The organism is Methylocaldum sp. GT1BB (assembly GCF_051027545.1).
Taxonomy (GTDB): Bacteria; Pseudomonadota; Gammaproteobacteria; order Methylococcales; family Methylococcaceae; genus Methylocaldum.
The window spans coordinates 1,761,355-1,776,670 of record NZ_CP194902.1 but is presented as its reverse complement, the minus strand read 5'-3'; the positions used below and the strand labels follow the sequence as shown (position 1 = coordinate 1,776,670).

The 15,316-nt window shown below is 57.2% G+C and carries 17 protein-coding genes and 1 pseudogene; 17 read left to right on the top strand and 1 reads right to left on the bottom strand.

Going from position 1 to position 15,316, the window contains the following annotated elements; genetic code table 11:
- Positions 1 to 157 precede the first annotated feature (157 nt).
- From blaOXA to ACR2TX_RS09290, 14 genes and pseudogenes are all read left to right on the top strand, one after another.
- Positions 158 to 940: a class D beta-lactamase gene (blaOXA, locus tag ACR2TX_RS09355; RefSeq protein WP_077730076.1), complete on the top strand. Its 783-nt coding sequence runs from the start codon at positions 158 to 160 to the stop codon at positions 938 to 940.
- Positions 941 to 1,070: 130 nt separating this feature from the next.
- Positions 1,071 to 1,403: a glyoxalase/bleomycin resistance/dioxygenase family protein gene (locus ACR2TX_RS09350; RefSeq protein ID WP_133718446.1), complete on the top strand. Its 333-nt coding sequence runs from the start codon at positions 1,071 to 1,073 to the stop codon at positions 1,401 to 1,403.
- Positions 1,404 to 1,620: 217 nt separating this feature from the next.
- Positions 1,621 to 2,268, top strand: a complete 648-nt coding sequence (locus ACR2TX_RS09345) for a dihydrofolate reductase family protein (protein WP_077730008.1) — start codon at positions 1,621 to 1,623, stop codon at positions 2,266 to 2,268.
- Between the two features lie 76 nt (positions 2,269 to 2,344).
- Positions 2,345 to 2,752, top strand: a complete 408-nt coding sequence (locus ACR2TX_RS09340; RefSeq protein ID WP_077730007.1) for an SRPBCC family protein — start codon at positions 2,345 to 2,347, stop codon at positions 2,750 to 2,752.
- A gap of 364 nt (positions 2,753 to 3,116) precedes the next feature.
- Positions 3,117 to 3,875, top strand: a complete 759-nt coding sequence (locus tag ACR2TX_RS09335) for a hypothetical protein (protein ID WP_086135723.1) — start codon at positions 3,117 to 3,119, stop codon at positions 3,873 to 3,875.
- Positions 3,876 to 3,984: 109 nt separating this feature from the next.
- Positions 3,985 to 4,419, top strand: a complete 435-nt coding sequence (locus ACR2TX_RS09330) for a hypothetical protein (RefSeq protein ID WP_086135722.1) — start codon at positions 3,985 to 3,987, stop codon at positions 4,417 to 4,419.
- 521 nt (positions 4,420 to 4,940) lie between these two features.
- The gene (locus ACR2TX_RS09325; protein WP_434131917.1) at positions 4,941 to 5,531 is read left to right on the top strand and encodes a GrpB family protein; all 591 of its coding nucleotides are present in this window, start codon (positions 4,941 to 4,943) and stop codon (positions 5,529 to 5,531) included.
- Positions 5,532 to 5,687: 156 nt separating this feature from the next.
- The gene (locus ACR2TX_RS09320; RefSeq protein ID WP_139841199.1) at positions 5,688 to 6,125 is read left to right on the top strand and encodes a hypothetical protein; all 438 of its coding nucleotides are present in this window, start codon (positions 5,688 to 5,690) and stop codon (positions 6,123 to 6,125) included.
- Positions 6,126 to 6,538: 413 nt separating this feature from the next.
- Positions 6,539 to 7,339: a 4,5-DOPA dioxygenase extradiol gene (gene ygiD / locus ACR2TX_RS09315; protein WP_434131915.1), complete on the top strand. Its 801-nt coding sequence runs from the start codon at positions 6,539 to 6,541 to the stop codon at positions 7,337 to 7,339.
- Positions 7,340 to 8,052: 713 nt separating this feature from the next.
- Positions 8,053 to 9,225 (top strand): MGDG synthase family glycosyltransferase, encoded by a 1,173-nt coding sequence (locus ACR2TX_RS09310; protein ID WP_434131914.1) that lies wholly within the window; start codon positions 8,053 to 8,055, stop codon positions 9,223 to 9,225.
- A gap of 324 nt (positions 9,226 to 9,549) precedes the next feature.
- Positions 9,550 to 9,942: a lysozyme inhibitor LprI family protein gene (locus ACR2TX_RS09305; RefSeq protein ID WP_434131913.1), complete on the top strand. Its 393-nt coding sequence runs from the start codon at positions 9,550 to 9,552 to the stop codon at positions 9,940 to 9,942.
- 218 nt (positions 9,943 to 10,160) lie between these two features.
- Positions 10,161 to 10,993, top strand: a pseudogene (locus ACR2TX_RS09300) (IS5 family transposase).
- Between the two features lie 172 nt (positions 10,994 to 11,165).
- Positions 11,166 to 11,687: a helix-turn-helix domain-containing protein gene (locus tag ACR2TX_RS09295; protein ID WP_156882070.1), complete on the top strand. Its 522-nt coding sequence runs from the start codon at positions 11,166 to 11,168 to the stop codon at positions 11,685 to 11,687.
- Positions 11,684 to 12,223 (top strand): IS630 family transposase, encoded by a 540-nt coding sequence (locus ACR2TX_RS09290; RefSeq protein WP_434130369.1) that lies wholly within the window; start codon positions 11,684 to 11,686, stop codon positions 12,221 to 12,223. The genes ACR2TX_RS09295 and ACR2TX_RS09290 overlap by 4 nt, the downstream gene beginning before the upstream one ends.
- 436 nt (positions 12,224 to 12,659) lie before the next feature.
- Here the strand turns inward: ACR2TX_RS09290 and ACR2TX_RS09285 are convergent, their stop codons facing one another.
- On the bottom strand, positions 12,660 to 12,929 hold the full coding sequence (locus tag ACR2TX_RS09285; RefSeq protein WP_434131911.1) for a DUF421 domain-containing protein: 270 nt from the start codon (positions 12,927 to 12,929) through the stop codon (positions 12,660 to 12,662).
- Positions 12,930 to 13,034: 105 nt separating this feature from the next.
- On the opposite strand from ACR2TX_RS09285, the gene tnpA reads away from it, so the two are divergent.
- Genes tnpA through tnpC form a run of 3 tightly spaced genes read left to right on the top strand, consistent with a single transcriptional unit; the run spans position 13,035 to position 15,315 of the window.
- On the top strand, positions 13,035 to 13,433 hold the full coding sequence (tnpA, locus tag ACR2TX_RS09280) for an IS66-like element accessory protein TnpA (protein WP_434131909.1): 399 nt from the start codon (positions 13,035 to 13,037) through the stop codon (positions 13,431 to 13,433).
- Positions 13,430 to 13,774 carry an IS66 family insertion sequence element accessory protein TnpB gene (gene tnpB, locus ACR2TX_RS09275; RefSeq protein ID WP_077732713.1) on the top strand — a complete coding sequence of 115 codons (345 nt, stop codon included), beginning with the start codon at positions 13,430 to 13,432 and terminating at the stop codon, positions 13,772 to 13,774. The genes tnpA and tnpB overlap by 4 nt, the downstream gene beginning before the upstream one ends.
- A gap of 23 nt (positions 13,775 to 13,797) precedes the next feature.
- Positions 13,798 to 15,315: an IS66 family transposase gene (gene tnpC, locus ACR2TX_RS09270; protein WP_434130602.1), complete on the top strand. Its 1,518-nt coding sequence runs from the start codon at positions 13,798 to 13,800 to the stop codon at positions 15,313 to 15,315.
- Position 15,316: the final 1 nt, after the last annotated feature.

The following is a 15,316-nucleotide window of genomic DNA, read 5'->3' as shown; positions in this document are numbered from 1 at the left end:
CGGGCTTCGCCCGCTTCCGCGAGCGGGTGAACTCAAACGTCGAGGGTGTAGAAAAACGCTCAACTCGAAAATTCAGTCCATGAACAATCAACGAGTTACAGACCCTAGAATGCGCGAAAAAAGGGTTTTCCACAGCCTCGATAGGCAGAAGGAAATTATGAAGCAGCTACTCGCTGTGGTATTTGTACTGTTTACATTTCGAGCCTATGCCGTTGGTTGGGAAGAAAGCGACAAAGTAGCTGCCATATTTAAAGGCTCCGGCGTGAACGGCACGTTCGTTCTCTATGATGTCACCGCGCAACGATTAATTGGCTACGGCAAAGCTCGCGCTGAAACACGTTTTGTTCCAGCCTCAACGTTCAAGGTTCCCCACTCGCTGATCGGACTCTCAGTTGGCGCGGTAGAGAGTGTTGACGAAGTCCTGCCTTACGGTGGTCACCCACAGCCGTTCAAAACCTGGGAGAAGGATATGGGATTGCGCGATGCGATTACCCTGTCCAATGTCCCGATCTACCAGAGTTTGGCCCGACGTATCGGCTTAACGCGCATGAGCGAGAATCTTTCGCGGCTTGATTTCGGAAATGGAGAAATAGGTACTTCCATCGATACCTTTTGGCTGAATGGCCCACTCAAAATCAGTGCTGTGGAGCAAACTCGTTTTCTTGCCAAGTTGGCTCAGGGGGCATTGCCGTTCCCCCGGTCGGTTCAGAAAAGCGTTCGCGAAATCGTTCTAATGGAGCGGGGAGAAAATTGGGCGCTATATGGTAAAACGGGTTGGGAAAACGCTCCTAACCGAGGTATTGGCTGGTGGATCGGGTGGGTACAAAAAGGCGATCGTGTATATGCGTTTGCATTGAATATGGATATTCAGCAAGCAACCGATGCCAAGAAACGTGTAGAACTGGGTAAAGCGAGCCTTAAAGCGTTGGGGATACTGTGACGACAAAACAGATGCCTAACAATCGCATGCACTCGGACAGCAAAAGGCGCCACATCGCTCTGCCTTTTGCTGCCGGTGATGCACAGCATTAGGCCACGCAAGCAGGACTATGCACTGACTCGTCGCACTCATGATTCACGTGCCTGTACCGTCAGAGGCTCGTACCTGGTATCAGCGGGCGTTCCCCGAAGCGGATCAGGTTCACTCCATCTCAGGACTCCAAGCGGTTCGTGTCGGCGATGTTCAGTTGGAGTTCGTGCCCTCCGACGAGAAGGTCTCCTCTGGTCCGGCGGGTACCGTCGCCTACTGGCAAGTGCCAGAGTTCAACGCAGCGTTGGCCGCACTCCAGGATCTCGGAGCCACGCTCTACCGCGGGCCGCTGAACATAGAGAATGGTCTCGTCATATGCCAAGTCCGAGCCCCCTGGGGCAACTGCATTGGCATCAAGGGCAAGAGAAGCTAGGCGCTCGCGCGGCGGTGGACTGCTCGTCTCACGTCAAGGCTGCTTTCGCCCGAACGCGTGGCCTTACCCTTCGCCAGAGCCGATCTCCACCTGCATGGCACTTGGCCCCTCGGCTCAAACGTTGGGCGTCATCGAAGCCATGGTTAAACGGCCGTGTCGAAATTGGACAGCACCGTTCGACTACGTAAAGAGCATTTCGCTCGCTTAGGAGATCACGATGAGTAAGGTACGCGTGCTGTGTTTCAGTCTTTCCCTTGATGGATTCGCCGCCGGGCCCGAACAGAGCCTCGAAGATCCGAATGGTATCGGGGGTCTGGATGTACACGAGTGGTTTTTCCCGACCGCAACGTTTCAGCAACTGCTGTACGGCAAAGAAACGGGCACAACCGGAATAGACAACGATTTTGCGGCGCGCGGCATCCAAAACATCGGAGCGTGGATTTTGGGCCGCAATATGTTTGGCCCGGTTCGCGGCCCTTGGCCAGACGAGCACTGGAAAGGCTGGTGGGGTGAGAACCCTCCGTTTCACACACCGGTCTTTGTGCTGACGCATCATGCACGCGCGCCCATCGCGATGGCAGGCGACACGACATTTCATTTCGTCACGGAAGGAATCCACGCGGCCCTAGAGCGCGCCAGAGCGGCGGCAGGTGGTATGGATGTGCGCCTTGGCGGTGGAGTGGCAACGGTTCAACAGTATTTGCGCGCGGGTCTAGTCGACGAACTCCATCTTGCTTTTGCGCCTGTTCTGCTAGGTTCAGGGGAGAACTTGTTCTCCGGCATCAACATGCGCTCGCTCGGCTATCGATGCGTGGAGCGTGTGGCTACCGACAAAGCAACTCACGTTGTCCTAAGAAAAACCTGAGTATCGAGATAATGCCGCCCAACAAGGCCCGTCGGCTGCGCTTGGGCGTTAGCTGCAATCAAAAAGGAGACACGCCATGAAAATTACCGTTGAAACCACCGTAGCTGCACCCATCGAGGAAGTCTGGCGTGCATATACGACACCCGAGGACATCAAACAGTGGAATGCTGCATCCGATGATTGGCACACAACCGCTGCCACGGTCGATTTACGCGTTGGCGGTACCTTCTCCTCACGAATGGAGGCAAAAGACGGCAGCATGGGGTTTGATTTCGCTGGCACTTATACGAATATCGTGAAGCACAAATTGATCGAGTATTCCTTCGGCGATCGCGCAGCGCAGGTAGAGTTCGCTGATAGTCCGAAAGGCATTAAAGTACGCGTAACCTTCGATAGCGAGCCAACTCATTCTATCGAACAACAGCGCGAAGGGTGGCAAGCCATTCTTAACAACTTCACTCACCATGTTGAGGCAAGCAGGTAGTTTCTCGCGGCGCCAATCGCCGCCGACAACCCGTTTCGACACCGACTCGCAAAAGGGGCCGCCTCCCGCCCCTTTTGCTCGCGGGTTAACGCGAACGTTGATGCTGTAGAAAAACGCTCAACTCGAAAATTCAGTCCATGAATAATCAACGAGTTATAGACACTATTAATCAGGCCCGTAAATACCCTCCTGGTATTTCGGGCCGCCGCCCAGGCCGGTACACGCCCGGCCTGGGCTCACGCGGCTTGTCGCCGCGCCGGGGCATCCCTGCCCCGGATTAACCCGGCCTATATTTATAAGCCGGGTTAATAAAATGCTCGAAAATAGGGTTTTTCTATACCCTCGTTACACTTCGAGATCGTGTATGAGGAAAGTCGCCTTTTTTGGGATATTGCTGCTACTTTTCGGTAGGAATGCGGTAGCGGGGTGGTATCAGGTCACTAATTACATCGGCAAAATTGGTACGTACCCCATCCATTTTTCACTTCAGGAATACGACTTTGGCAGTGGCCTAGCCTTCCACGGGAGCTACTACTATGACAAGAACATTATTCCGATTCCGATCTACGGCAAACGCGGTAGCTCAGGCACTATTGAGCTTTGCGAAATTCATGACGAGACTGAATTTGATCGCATTATTGTTCAAGGTTCCCGATCTGGATTTGACACATCATCTTGCCAATTCAAGCTGAGCGCAGATGAGACTGGTGCTCAGGGAACATGGGTCAGTGGCGGAAAGAGCTACGATGTGAGCCTGCACCGAAACACTATTTTGGATGACAAGACCGGCGCGGGATTGACGAAAGGCAATATAGAAATCCCATTTTGGGGGCAAACCAAGAATCACGCATTCATTGGTGTTTATGAAGGTACCGAGTCCGGCGTGATTTTCAAAACGATCAAAGTGATAGACAAGCACACCCGAACCGTAACTCAGGAGTTTAATCCGCAAGACCACGACTGTTCATTCGGGTTCATCATGACGCCTATATACATGAATGTCGGGAGCTATAAATCTAAGGTAGAACAAATAACCCTTAGTTGTGACAGAAAAGACAGTGATTTTGCTTTTTACGTCTTCAATCAGAAATCCAAACAATTTGTATTTTCGCAGACGAGGTAATCCAACTTCCGGTCCCAGCTGCCCGGCAAAAGCCGCGTGGTTTCGGTGTTACGAGTCACTGTTTGGACGGCCGCTTTTGTGGTCGGATGAGTAATTCTTTAAGTCTGCCATGAAGAGATTGCTTGCGCTCTGTCTCCTCGGATCGCCGGCGAGCTTCTACGCCGCGGACTTTTGTGAACGCGATACAACAATCGATCCGGAGTTTCCTGCCGGTCTCGGTGGTTCCTACGAAATCGTCGGGAAGGACCCTCTTACGGGATCCGCCTATGCGGGATCGCTTATTGTCGATTACGGCAAATCCACCTATTCGCTCACCCGCTCGGCTCAGGATGATAAGGTCCATGGAGACGCTTGGATCGAGCGCTGCGGCGCCGACAAGATCGTCGTTTTGATCGCTCGCCACTACACCAAGCCCGCACCGTTGGATCTCAGATGTTCTCTCGGAGCAGATGGCGGCAACTATTATCGAACGACTTGTAGAACCCGTTACCTGGGCACCCACCGTTGGAGCGGTCTGGAAGCATGGTTTCAAGAACAGGAGTGAGCTTGCCTATCAACACCGTCAACACGGACGGCCACAAGCGATGCGCCTTCGGCGACGGTAAATTGATTCAAGCTTTCGTAGGTCGGCAATCCTTTGCCGACGAAGACGCTCGGTTGGCAGGTGGCGTCGGGAAAGGATTCCCGACCTACAGGGCGGCACGGTTGTAGGTCGGCAATCCTTTGCCGACGAACCCGTTGGCCCAACGGCACCGTCGGGAAGGGCGGCTTCGGCGCTCCAATCGCAAACGGTCATCCCAGGAGCGCTGGGATGACCCTTCCAATCGCAAACGGCCTGGCCGGGAGCGCCGGCCACGCCCTTCCCGAAGACGCCGTTTGCGATTGGGAAGGGATTCCCGACCTACGCGCGAATGCCCGTACAGTAGGTATGAAAATGCTCTAAGTACATTCCGCAAATATTTGCGGAATCTCGACAGATTGGCTTGATTGGCGGGGTTGTCCTGCAGGTTGTCTATGCCGCAAGACTTCCCTGAATGTACTTAGCGTCATACGGAGAAAACGAGAATGCCGCTTTCTGACGATTCAAAAGCTCAGGCGGGCACGAGCAACGAATATCTTCTTGCGGTAACGGTCGGCGAACGCAAGCCTCTGAATAGCACCGTCTATCTGGCACCCTACGATCACTATTGGCCGAAACAGTTTGCGTTGCAAGCCAGCAGAATTCGTGACGCCCTATCCGAGAAGGTGCTGCTGCTTGAGCACGTCGGTTCCACATCGGTTCCGGGATTATCAGCGAAACCGCTCATCGACATGGTCCTCGCAGTGTCCGATTCCGCGGATGAATCGTCCTATGTCGCTCCGCTTGAGTCGCTCGGCTTTGTGATGCGCATTCGCGAGCCCGATTGGTTTCAACACCGAATGCTAAAAGCCCCGGAGCCTGACGGTAATCTTCACGTGTTCACTGTCGGATGCCCTGAAATCGATCGGATGCTGGCATTCCGGGATTGGCTCCGGACACATGATGACGACCGGAAACTCTACGAGGAGACCAAGCGTCAATTGGCAGCACGAATCTGGAAAGACATCCAGGACTATGCGGACGCAAAAACAGAGGTCATTCATGACATACTCGCTCGGGCACAGCGTTCACCATGAAAACCATAGCGACGTATTTAAGCTTGGATTGCGAGAGCGAAGCGAAACATAATCTAAGCTTATTCATTCGAGTTAGATGCCTTCCAACGGGCTTTGCCCGCTCCCAAGCGACCCTGAACTCGGGCATGTTAGAGGACATAATCGGAGTCCAGTCAAGTGAATGTATCTGAACAAAAAATATCGCCGTCAGCTATGGCGGCGGCGAAAAACGGAAACATCATCGAAGCCATTAAGATCGTTCGGGAAGATACCGGCCTGGATTTGAAACATGCCAAGGAATTGGTTGAAAGAGAACTCAAGCATGATGGCCGGTCTTCATCATCTTCACCGCACTCGAGTATGCCAATCAATGCGCTTGTGGCATTGCAAAATGGTCAACTGATAGATGCCATTAGACATTACCTGGAACATAACAAAATTGGCTTGAAGGACGCGAAGGAAGCAATAGAAGACTACTTGGCAAAAAACCCATCGGTTCATCAACAGTTTAAGGCAGCCGCAGCTAAGGGGAGGAATCCTGTCGCAAGGATACTATGGGCAATCGTCGCAGTAGGCTTGATAGCCGTTGGAGGATACCTGGTTACCAAGAATTAACGCTTTAACCGGGAACCCAAGGTAACGAGCCTGACGAGAGCCGTTTGGAGAGTTGTTCTTATTTGCAGCTTTGGGTTTTTGAAGGATTTTCCCCGTCGAGCCCATTAGCTAACACGTTGACGTTTTATAAAACGTTTAACCCGCAAATTAAAATCATAAATAATCGATGAGCCCGCGCAGGGGCGCATTAGCTTAACCGTAACGCCCCCCCTGCGCGAGTTCGGTCAATGGTCTTTGTCCGTTCACAGAGCCGATAGCGCCATATCCACCATCGACCACAACCCTGCCCAAGAGGTTTTTCATCGGCCATGGGCGATCAAGTCTATTGAAGCTCCTGTTCCGATACATTGGTCTAAGGGAGACGCGAAAATGCCGGACGCCGATCTACCGCCAAATTTCCCGCGAGTCTGCCCATGAACTCCGTACCTGCGACCAGCTATCGACAACCCGCCGTATTTTTCGGCCACGGCAGCCCGATGAACACGCTGCAGCACAATCGGCATACCGACGCCTGGGCATCATTCGGAAGGCGGTTGCTGCAACACCCGCCGGCAGCCGTGCTCTGCATTTCGGCGCACTGGTATATCCATGGCACCGCCGTCACCGCGATGGCCGCGCCGCGCACGATCCACGATTTCGGCGGCTTTCCGCAGGCCTTGTACGAAGTGGAATACGCCGCGCCTGGCTCTCCCGAGCTGGCACAACGCGTGGCGGAATTGTTGTCGCCGCTCGCCGTCGCACTCGATCGGAACTGGGGGCTGGATCACGGCACCTGGTCGGTGCTCGCGCATGTCTTTCCGCAGGCGAAAATTCCCATCGTGCAGTTGAGCATCGATGCGAGCAAGCCGCCCCTGTTTCATTTTCAGCTCGGCCAGAAATTGGCGGCATTGCGCGATGAAGGCGTGCTGATCATGGGCAGCGGCAATACCGTGCACAATCTGCGAATGGTGAACTGGGACCATGACGCGCCCGCCCACGATTGGGCGCTGCGTTTCGACGAACGCGTGCACGATTGTCTCGTCAATGGGGACCATACGTCATTGATCGACTATGAGCGGCTTGCCCCCCAGGCTCTACTCGCCGTGCCGACGCCGGATCATTATTTGCCGCTGTTGTACGTCTTGGGCGCGCGCCAGCCTGGAGACGACCTCCGATTCATTACCGAAGGTATCGAGCTGGGTTCGATCAGCATGCTGGCGTTTGCCTTTTCCTGACAAGCAATCGGGTGAATCGGTGAACACGAAAGGCATCGGCACGGCGGATTGGATGGAGCGTCAGCGAAACTTATCGCATCTTTAGCCGGTTTCTCGGGCGAATCTCGCCAGTCCGGTCGCTTAAGGAAGCTCTGATCAAGTTGATTCCGTTCATGGTTCGACAAGCTCACCACGAACGGAACCAATACGTTACCGTTCGTCCTGAGCCCTTCGACTTGGCTCAGGACAGGCCTGTCGAAGGATTCAATCAGAGCTTCCTTAAGGCGAACGTGGCGATAGCTTGTCTTCACGAAAAACCTGTAAACAAAAACTCACACGCCAAAACGGTCTCGCAAACGAACCCTTCCGCATAAGGTCCTAATTCACAGAAAACAACGCACAGTGTTGCAAAAAGCTATCGTGATCGTCTTACAGATGGCAGAAGGACGCTAGACCATTTTCCGATCTGGTATCAGGGAGCCCGATAGATAGGTCGGCAATCCCTTGCCGACAAAGTCTTTTGCCGAGCCGATAAGTCGGCAAGGGATTGCCGACCTACGTTCTTCCCACCCGAACACGAATCCGTACACAGCGATGAAAAACGCGCTAGCTCATGAAACACGGAACCGCGCAAGAAGACGCATACCGAGAGAAAAGGCCAGGACGTATTGGGCGGCTTTTCAAAATCGGAGATTGATCGCGAATCGTTGTACCCAGTACACGGAAGGTGCTCTATGACGAAAACCGTTGAGATTTCATCGATTCACGAGAGGCCTGTAACCGAAGACGGCAAAAGCAAGAGAGTCGACATCGTTTACTTCAATGGTGGGGGCGCCCACAAAGGCGTAGCCATGGCTCTACAGGCCGAACTGCAACGCTCTCTTCCCGAAGCCGATGTTCGGGCAGTCAACACCGACCAGATTTTTTCTCACGTTTCTTTGTTGGATTGGCTCACCCGAGCGGGCATTAAGCTTTACAACACGGGTCTGCAATGGGAAACGATGATCGGTTTGCGGCAATACATCGCGCTCGGAAGGGGATTGATGACCTTGATGCAGCCAGCGGCCCCGCGCCTTGCCGCGTTTTGGAAACACGCAGCGCCGCATGTCGTGATCTCGACGATTCCTCTTTGCAATGGAATCATTTTCGCCGCCGCCCGCGAAAGTAACCCGGAAGTGCGCTGTGTGACGATTCCGGTCGATTTCGAAGAGTTCCATAGCCGGTACTGGTTCGACCCGGCCTTGATGTCCTACTACTTGTGCGGAACCGAGCGGCTCGTGCAGCAAGCCTTGCAAAACGGCGTGCCGGAGTCTCATGTCTTTTCTCTCGGGGGTATGCCGGTTCACCCGTCTTTTCTCGCACCCGTCGATACCGACGCGGCAGACGCTCTCGAAGAATTGGGATTGCGAAGGGATCTTCCGACAGTACTCATCTTCTTTGGCGGCCAGGGCTCAAGGTACATGGTCGACATCGCGCGGCGGCTGGATGCTGCAGCGACTCCCGTGAATATGATCGTAATCTGCGGTTGTCACAGAGCAGCCTACGAGGCACTTTGCAAGTGGCGCTCACGCAAGCCCAAGCTGATCGTGGGATACACCGCCAAGGTCGCGGAATACATGAGGCTTGCAGATGTCATGGTAGGCAAGCCAGGCCCGATCTCCATCCATGAAGCCATAGCCTGCCGCATCCCGCTCGTGCTCATGGACAATCCGTCCATGCGCATACTTTTCGAATACAACATCCGTTGGGCAGAGGAAAACGGTATCGCCAAACGGGTCCGGTCCCTGGCGGAAATTCCCGAGGCAGTAAATGAAATCCTGGCATCGGACCACTACCGTCGGAACGTGGCTCGCATAAACGTCGATGCCAATGCGTGCGTTGCTGCTTGTCTACGGCAATTGATGTAAGAGCGTTAGCGGTAGGATGGGTAGAGCGCCAGCGAAACCCATCGCTTTCTGGCTGAAAGGCGGTCTGCTTGGCTGGCTCCTTGAGCCGGCTTGGCTTGCCGGAATGCGACGAATGGGGATGCAGTCGCTCGCAGCGTTCAAATTCCTGGTTGAAAACGGGACCCTACAAAGGCGATCATTCCGGGCTTCCGATGGCTCCGACCACATACTAACGGCAACTGAATCAACCCAACGAAACGACCAACGCTTCGCTGCACCGGACGGCAATTCCGCCGTGTTCCATAGCCGCCGGTGAACTTTGGCGTTGGGCATAAGGATACCTGCATGATTAGGCATCTCTCTATTGCACTGCTCGTGATTCCAGCGATTGCGCTCGCAGACAATCACCGCCCCGAGGACTGGCCAGAGGGCAGCGCGATGCACACGGGACGTTCCGCGCAAGTTAGTTTCGCCGCCGCTGATAAACGCCTCAATGAGATTTACCAGAAACTGCTTCGATCCATGCCGGCAGATGAGCCGGACAATTTCCCAAAAACAGCACTCATAGCGGCACAGCGGGCCTGGATCAAATTCAGAGATACGGAGTGTGCCCTGGTCGGTGAAACCGAGGGAGGCGTGCGCATGTGGAAGTCAGCATTCGACACGGCGTGCCAGTCCCAGATGACGGATGAACGCGTTGAACGGCTGGAGAAGCTTCTTACCGGCTATGAAAATTAGAGCGTTTTCCGAGTCGGTGTAAGGGATTCGGATATGTAGGTCGGCAATCCCTTGCCGACGTATCGGCTCGGCGAAGGGCTTTGTCGGAAGGGCAGCTCTGGCGCTCCCAGAGATACCGTTTGCGATTGGAAGGGTCGCGACTAAGAGCCTATCCCAGTAGGAACAAAAGCGTGATGAGCGACCTCTAATGCCGAAATTTCGAGTCAAGAGGGGCTCTTATGGGACTGGTGACGAAAGATGATGGCTGGCGCATTCCGGATGAGCTGTGGGAACGGATGGAACCGCTCTTGCCGCCGCGTAAACCGCATCCGCTCGGGTGCCATAACCCGCGGGTGCCGGACCGACAGGCGATGAATGCGATCTTGTTTGTGCTCCGGACCGGGTGTCAGTGGAATGCGCTGAACGCCACCGGGATTTGCTCCAGCAGTTCGGCCCATCGCCGCTTTGTCGAGTGGACCGAAGCCGGGGTGTTCCAGGCGTTCTGGCGCGAAGGACTGCTGACTTATGATGCGTTGAAGGGCTTGGACTGGTCGTGGTTGGCCATGGATGGGGCCATGACGAAAGCGCCGTTGGCGGGTTCAAAAAAACGGGACCGAATCCGACCGACCGGGGCAAACAAGGTGCGAAGCGAAGCCTGTTAACCGATGGCGCGGGCCTGCCGCTGAGTGTGGTGATTGCCGGCGCCAATCGGCACGACCTGAAGCTGGCGCGGTCCACCTTGGCGGCCATCGGCGTCCCGCGCCCTGTACCCACGCCGGAGCAGCCGCAAGGCTTGTGCCTGGACAAAGGCTATGACTATGACGAGGTGAGGGACTTGGCCAAGGCCTTTCAGTTTACCGCTCACATTCGAGCGCGCGGTGAGGAGGCCGAAGCGATCAAGAAGGAAGCCGGTTTCAAGGCGCGGCGCTGGGTGGTCGAACGGACCCACAGCTGGCTCAACCGATTCCGCCGGATTTTGATCCGCTGGGAAAAACGAACCGACACCTATCTTGCCATGCTGCACTTGGCCTGCGGCATCATTACTTGGCGGGCAACGGGTCTACTGGGATAGGCTCTAAAGCGACCGTTTGCGATTGGAAGGGTCGCGACTAAAGCGACCGTTTGCGATTGGGAAGGGATTGCCGACCTACGTTCTTCCCGCCCGACACGAAGCCGTACGCCGGGATGGAAAACGCTCTAAGTACATCCCATAAAGTTCTGCGGAAAGGGCGTACACTGGTGGCATGAAAGCCATCCTGATCCCCCCGTTGGGCAAAGCGCAACAGAGTGAGTTAGACACCCTGTATCGAAAGACCAAGGACCCACGACTCCGAACTCGTGCCCAGATGGTCTTGCTCTCGGCCGAGCGGGGTCTCAAAGCGCTGGAGATCGCGGGGATCGTGCGGGAGAGCGAGGACACCGTGGTGCGGTGGCTGAAACGGTATCAGAGCGAAGGCGTGGACGGGCTGAAAGATGCGCCGCGAGCGGGACGGCAAGCCAAAGTGACGGCGGCGTATCGGGCCGCCCTGGTGGCGGCGGTACGGCGCCGTCCGCGCAGTTTGGACCTGCCGTTTTCCATATGGACCCTGCAACGGCTGGTGGATTACCTGGCCGAGCAAACCGGGATTCGCATCGCTCTGGAAACCCTGCGCCAAACCTTGAAGCGCGAAGGGATTGTGCTCAGTCGTCCGCAGCATAAGATCAGCAGCCCTGATCCAGACTATGCGGTGAAAAAAAAGCGGTCGAAGACACCCGTGATCACTTGAAACCGGGCGATGTGTTTTACTACGCCGACGAGTTTAACCTCAGTTGGCTGCCTACCTTGACGGCGTTGTGGAGCCCGGTAGGCCAGCAAATTATGATTCCGACCCCAGGTCAGCCTAAGAAGCGCTATGGGTTGGGAGCGGTGAATTACCATACCGGTGAAACCGTGGTCTTATTCAAACGACACAAGCGCCGTCGGGAGGTGGCCGAACTGCTGCAAGCCATAGTGGACCAGCATCCCACGGGGACGATTTACGTCGCGTGGGACAATGCCGACACGCATCAAGACGACGAGATCGAAGCGGTCGTGCGCGGAGCCGCCGGGCGACTGGTCCTGCTGTACTTGCCGACCTATAGCCCTTGGCTCAACCCGATCGAGATGCTGTGGCGCCATTTCCGCCGCGAAGTGACCCATTGCGAACTCTTCGAGACGGTAGCCGCCTTGCTCCAAGCCGCCCGCGAGTTCTTCGACCGTCACAACCGCTCTCCACAGCAGGTGCTCTCGATTATCGGTTCCTATGCCGCAAAAGTTTCATGAATGTACTTAGAAGCAGCAGACAAATAGGGTCGATTCGCGATTGATGCTGGACTCGCCTGTCCCACACTTTGCGGCGGAGCAGCCCGCAGAGGCGAATTGCAGGGATGTGCAAGGCTGTTGTTCATCGGCGTTTCGCCTCCTTGAACAAGGCGGATATTGCAGCGCGTAGCAGTTTGAAGACGACTTCTTAGGACAACGATATTCACGAGTCCCGTTTAACCTAAAACCGGCGGTTGGACGTGCTCGAGTGTGCGGCGGGCGGGTCGGATGGCAAGGCGCGACGAGGCCGCGGGGTAGTCTCCCGCAACGAGGAGCAACACCGCCAGGCGGCCCGCCCGCCGTGCAATCGGGTGCGTAGCAACGTCACCCAAAGGGTGAGACCCCCGATGGCTATAAAGGGGTTTTCTCATAAGAGCTTATTTAGCCATCGAAGCGGTCAACCGCCGTTTTTAGGTTTAACCACGCTGATGGTGCCATCCCCTTCCATGTAGGCTGCCTGTATCTGGGACAGGTCCGCTACCCCACTCTCGCGGACCTTGCGCATCAGTTCCTCCTCGGTCAGGAACTCTCGGCGCAAGTTACGATGCAGAATGCGCCCGTCCTTTATCAGTTCGAGTGCTTTAGGTGCCAGGACGCGCTCGATCCATCGGAACCGGTAAGCGGCCCAATCGAGCAGGAAATTCCAGAACACGATGGTGCTGATCAAAAGTAAGCGTCCGCCGAGGACCGTCTCGACGGATTGAAAGGCTCAGGCGACACTGGTGCGAGCGGATGCACGGGGTGTCCGCACACTCTTGAGGTGGACGCACTGATGACTCACGATGCTGACTTCACAATGGGCGTGGTGGCGATGGATACCTTGGGCCGGCGGCGGTTTGCGCCTGAGTTCAAGCGCGAACTGGTGGAGCGGACCCTACAGCCGGGCGCCTCGGTCGCGGGGATTGCGCTGGCGCATCGGATCAACGCCAATCAACTGTTCAAATGGCGCCGACACTACCTTAAGGACCGGAACGCCCCGGCCGGTCCGCCGGGGCCGACCTTATTACCGGTGGCGATGACGCCCGCATTGGCCGCGCCAGCGCGCGAAGCTACGGTATCCGCTCCACCGGGCACCATCACCATCGAACTCGGGGGTACGCGGGTTCAGGTGAAAGGTTCCGTCGATGCGGCGACCTTGCGCACCGTCCTCGCGAGTCTCAAGGGCCCATGATCGCGCCTCCGTCCGGCACCCGCATCTGGATCGCTGCCGGGGTGACCGATCTGCGCCGCGGCTTCGATGGCCTGGCCGCCCTGGTCCAGACCCAGCTCCAAGCCGAGCCCTTCTCCGGACACATTTTTGCCTTTCGCGGGCGACGCGGCGACCGGATCAAACTGCTCTGGTGGGACGGCGATGGACTCTGCCTGTTCGCCAAGCGGCTGGAGCGGGGCCGCTTCGTCTGGCCGCAGGCGACGGGCGGCACGGTATCCCTCACCCCCGCCCAGTTGTCGATGCTGCTGGAAGGCATCGACTGGCGCCGCCCGATCCGCACCGCGCCTTCTCACGCCGCCTGACGGAGGGCGGGTATAATCGGGGCATGACCAACCCCGACGTGCTTCCCGATGAGATTCCCGCCCTCAAGACGCTGATTGAAGCCCAGCGCGTCGAAATCGCCCACCTGAAACTCCTCGTCGCCAAGCTCCGCCGCCAGCAGTTCGGGCGCCGCTCCGAAAAAATGGCCGGGCTCCTCGATCAATTGGAACTTCAGCTGGAGGAACTCGAAACGGGCGATGCGGAACTCGCGGCGATCGTCGAACCGCGCGCAGCCGAGCGCCGGGTAAGAACGCCCCGGTCACTGCCCGATCATCTGCCCCGCGAAACTCAGGTCCATGCCCCCGGCTTGGCCGAGTGCCCCGACTGTGGCGGTCCCTTGAAGCCCTTGGGCGAGGAGGTCGCCGAAATCCTGGAGTACGTCCCGGCCCGCTTCCGGGTGATCCGCCACGTCCGCCCCAAGTGTGCCTGCGCCCGCTGCGACCGCATCGTCCAGGCGTCGGCGCCGAGCCGGCCCATCGCCCAAGGCTTGGCGGGTCCTGGGCTCCTGGCCCATGTACTCGTCTCGAAATACGGCGATCATCTGCCGCTGTACCGCCAGTCGGCCATCTACGCCCGCGAAGGCGTGGACCTGTCCCGGTCCACCTTGACCGATTGGGTCGGGGAAGCCGCGGGCCTCCTCCGGCCGTTGGTCGCGGCAATCCGCCGGCATGTGCTCGCCGGCGACAAACTCCATGCCGACGATACCCCGGTCCCGGTGCTCGCGCCCGGTCAGGGGCGCACGAAGACCGGTCGGCTGTGGACCTATGTCCGGGACGACCGCCCGGCCGGTGATCTCACGCCGCCCGCGGTGTGGTTCGCCTACGCGCCGGACCGCCAAGGCCAGCATCCCAGGACGCATCTCAAGGACTTCGAAGGCGCCCTGCAGGCGGATGGCTATGCGGGATTCAACGGGCTGTACGACACCGGTCGCGTGCAGGAAGTGGCCTGTTGGGCGCACGTCCGGCGCAAGTTCTACGAGCTCCACAAGGCCCACAGGAGTCCCTTGGCGGCCGAGGTGCTCCAGCGTATCGGCGCGCTCTATACGATCGAAGCCGAGATCCGGGGCCAGCCGCCGGAGGCCCGTGCCGCAGCGCGGCAAGCCCGCGCGGGTCCGCTCCTCGCGGCGCTTCAGACCTGGCTGCACACCACGCTGACACAGGTCTCGAAAAAGTCGGCGCTAGCCGAGGCGATCCGCTATGCCCTGACCCGCTGGCCGGCGCTGACCCGCTATCGCGATGACGGTCGTCTGGAGATCGACAACAATGCCGCGGAACGCGCGTTGCGGGTGGTGGCGCTCGGCCGGAAGAACTATCTATTCGCCGGCTCCGACGCCGGCGGCCAGCGAGCGGCGGCGATCTACACCCTGATTGGCACGGCCAAGCTCAACGGCCTCGATCCGGAGGCGTACCTCCGGACCGTGCTGGCCCGCATCGCCGAGCATCCCGTCAATCGAATCGACGAGTTCCTACCCTGGAACCTGGCCGATCAGGTGACGGAACTGACCCAGCCCATCGCGGCTTGAC

Excerpts from the sequence above, each read along its gene's own strand:
- blaOXA (WP_077730076.1), top strand. The coding sequence starts at position 158 with ATGAAGCAGCTACTCGCTGTGGTATTTGTACTGTTTACATTTCGAGCC.
- ACR2TX_RS09350 (WP_133718446.1), top strand. The coding sequence starts at position 1,071 with ATGATTCACGTGCCTGTACCGTCAGAGGCTCGTACCTGGTATCAGCGG.
- ACR2TX_RS09345 (WP_077730008.1), top strand. The coding sequence starts at position 1,621 with ATGAGTAAGGTACGCGTGCTGTGTTTCAGTCTTTCCCTTGATGGATTC.
- ACR2TX_RS09340 (WP_077730007.1), top strand. The coding sequence starts at position 2,345 with ATGAAAATTACCGTTGAAACCACCGTAGCTGCACCCATCGAGGAAGTC.
- ACR2TX_RS09335 (WP_086135723.1), top strand. The coding sequence starts at position 3,117 with ATGAGGAAAGTCGCCTTTTTTGGGATATTGCTGCTACTTTTCGGTAGG.
- ACR2TX_RS09330 (WP_086135722.1), top strand. The coding sequence starts at position 3,985 with ATGAAGAGATTGCTTGCGCTCTGTCTCCTCGGATCGCCGGCGAGCTTC.
- ACR2TX_RS09325 (WP_434131917.1), top strand. The coding sequence starts at position 4,941 with ATGCCGCTTTCTGACGATTCAAAAGCTCAGGCGGGCACGAGCAACGAA.
- ygiD (WP_434131915.1), top strand. The coding sequence starts at position 6,539 with ATGAACTCCGTACCTGCGACCAGCTATCGACAACCCGCCGTATTTTTC.
- ACR2TX_RS09310 (WP_434131914.1), top strand. The coding sequence starts at position 8,053 with ATGACGAAAACCGTTGAGATTTCATCGATTCACGAGAGGCCTGTAACC.
- ACR2TX_RS09305 (WP_434131913.1), top strand. The coding sequence starts at position 9,550 with ATGATTAGGCATCTCTCTATTGCACTGCTCGTGATTCCAGCGATTGCG.
- ACR2TX_RS09295 (WP_156882070.1), top strand. The coding sequence starts at position 11,166 with ATGAAAGCCATCCTGATCCCCCCGTTGGGCAAAGCGCAACAGAGTGAG.
- tnpA (WP_434131909.1), top strand. The coding sequence starts at position 13,035 with ATGACTCACGATGCTGACTTCACAATGGGCGTGGTGGCGATGGATACC.
- tnpB (WP_077732713.1), top strand. The coding sequence starts at position 13,430 with ATGATCGCGCCTCCGTCCGGCACCCGCATCTGGATCGCTGCCGGGGTG.
- tnpC (WP_434130602.1), top strand. The coding sequence starts at position 13,798 with ATGACCAACCCCGACGTGCTTCCCGATGAGATTCCCGCCCTCAAGACG.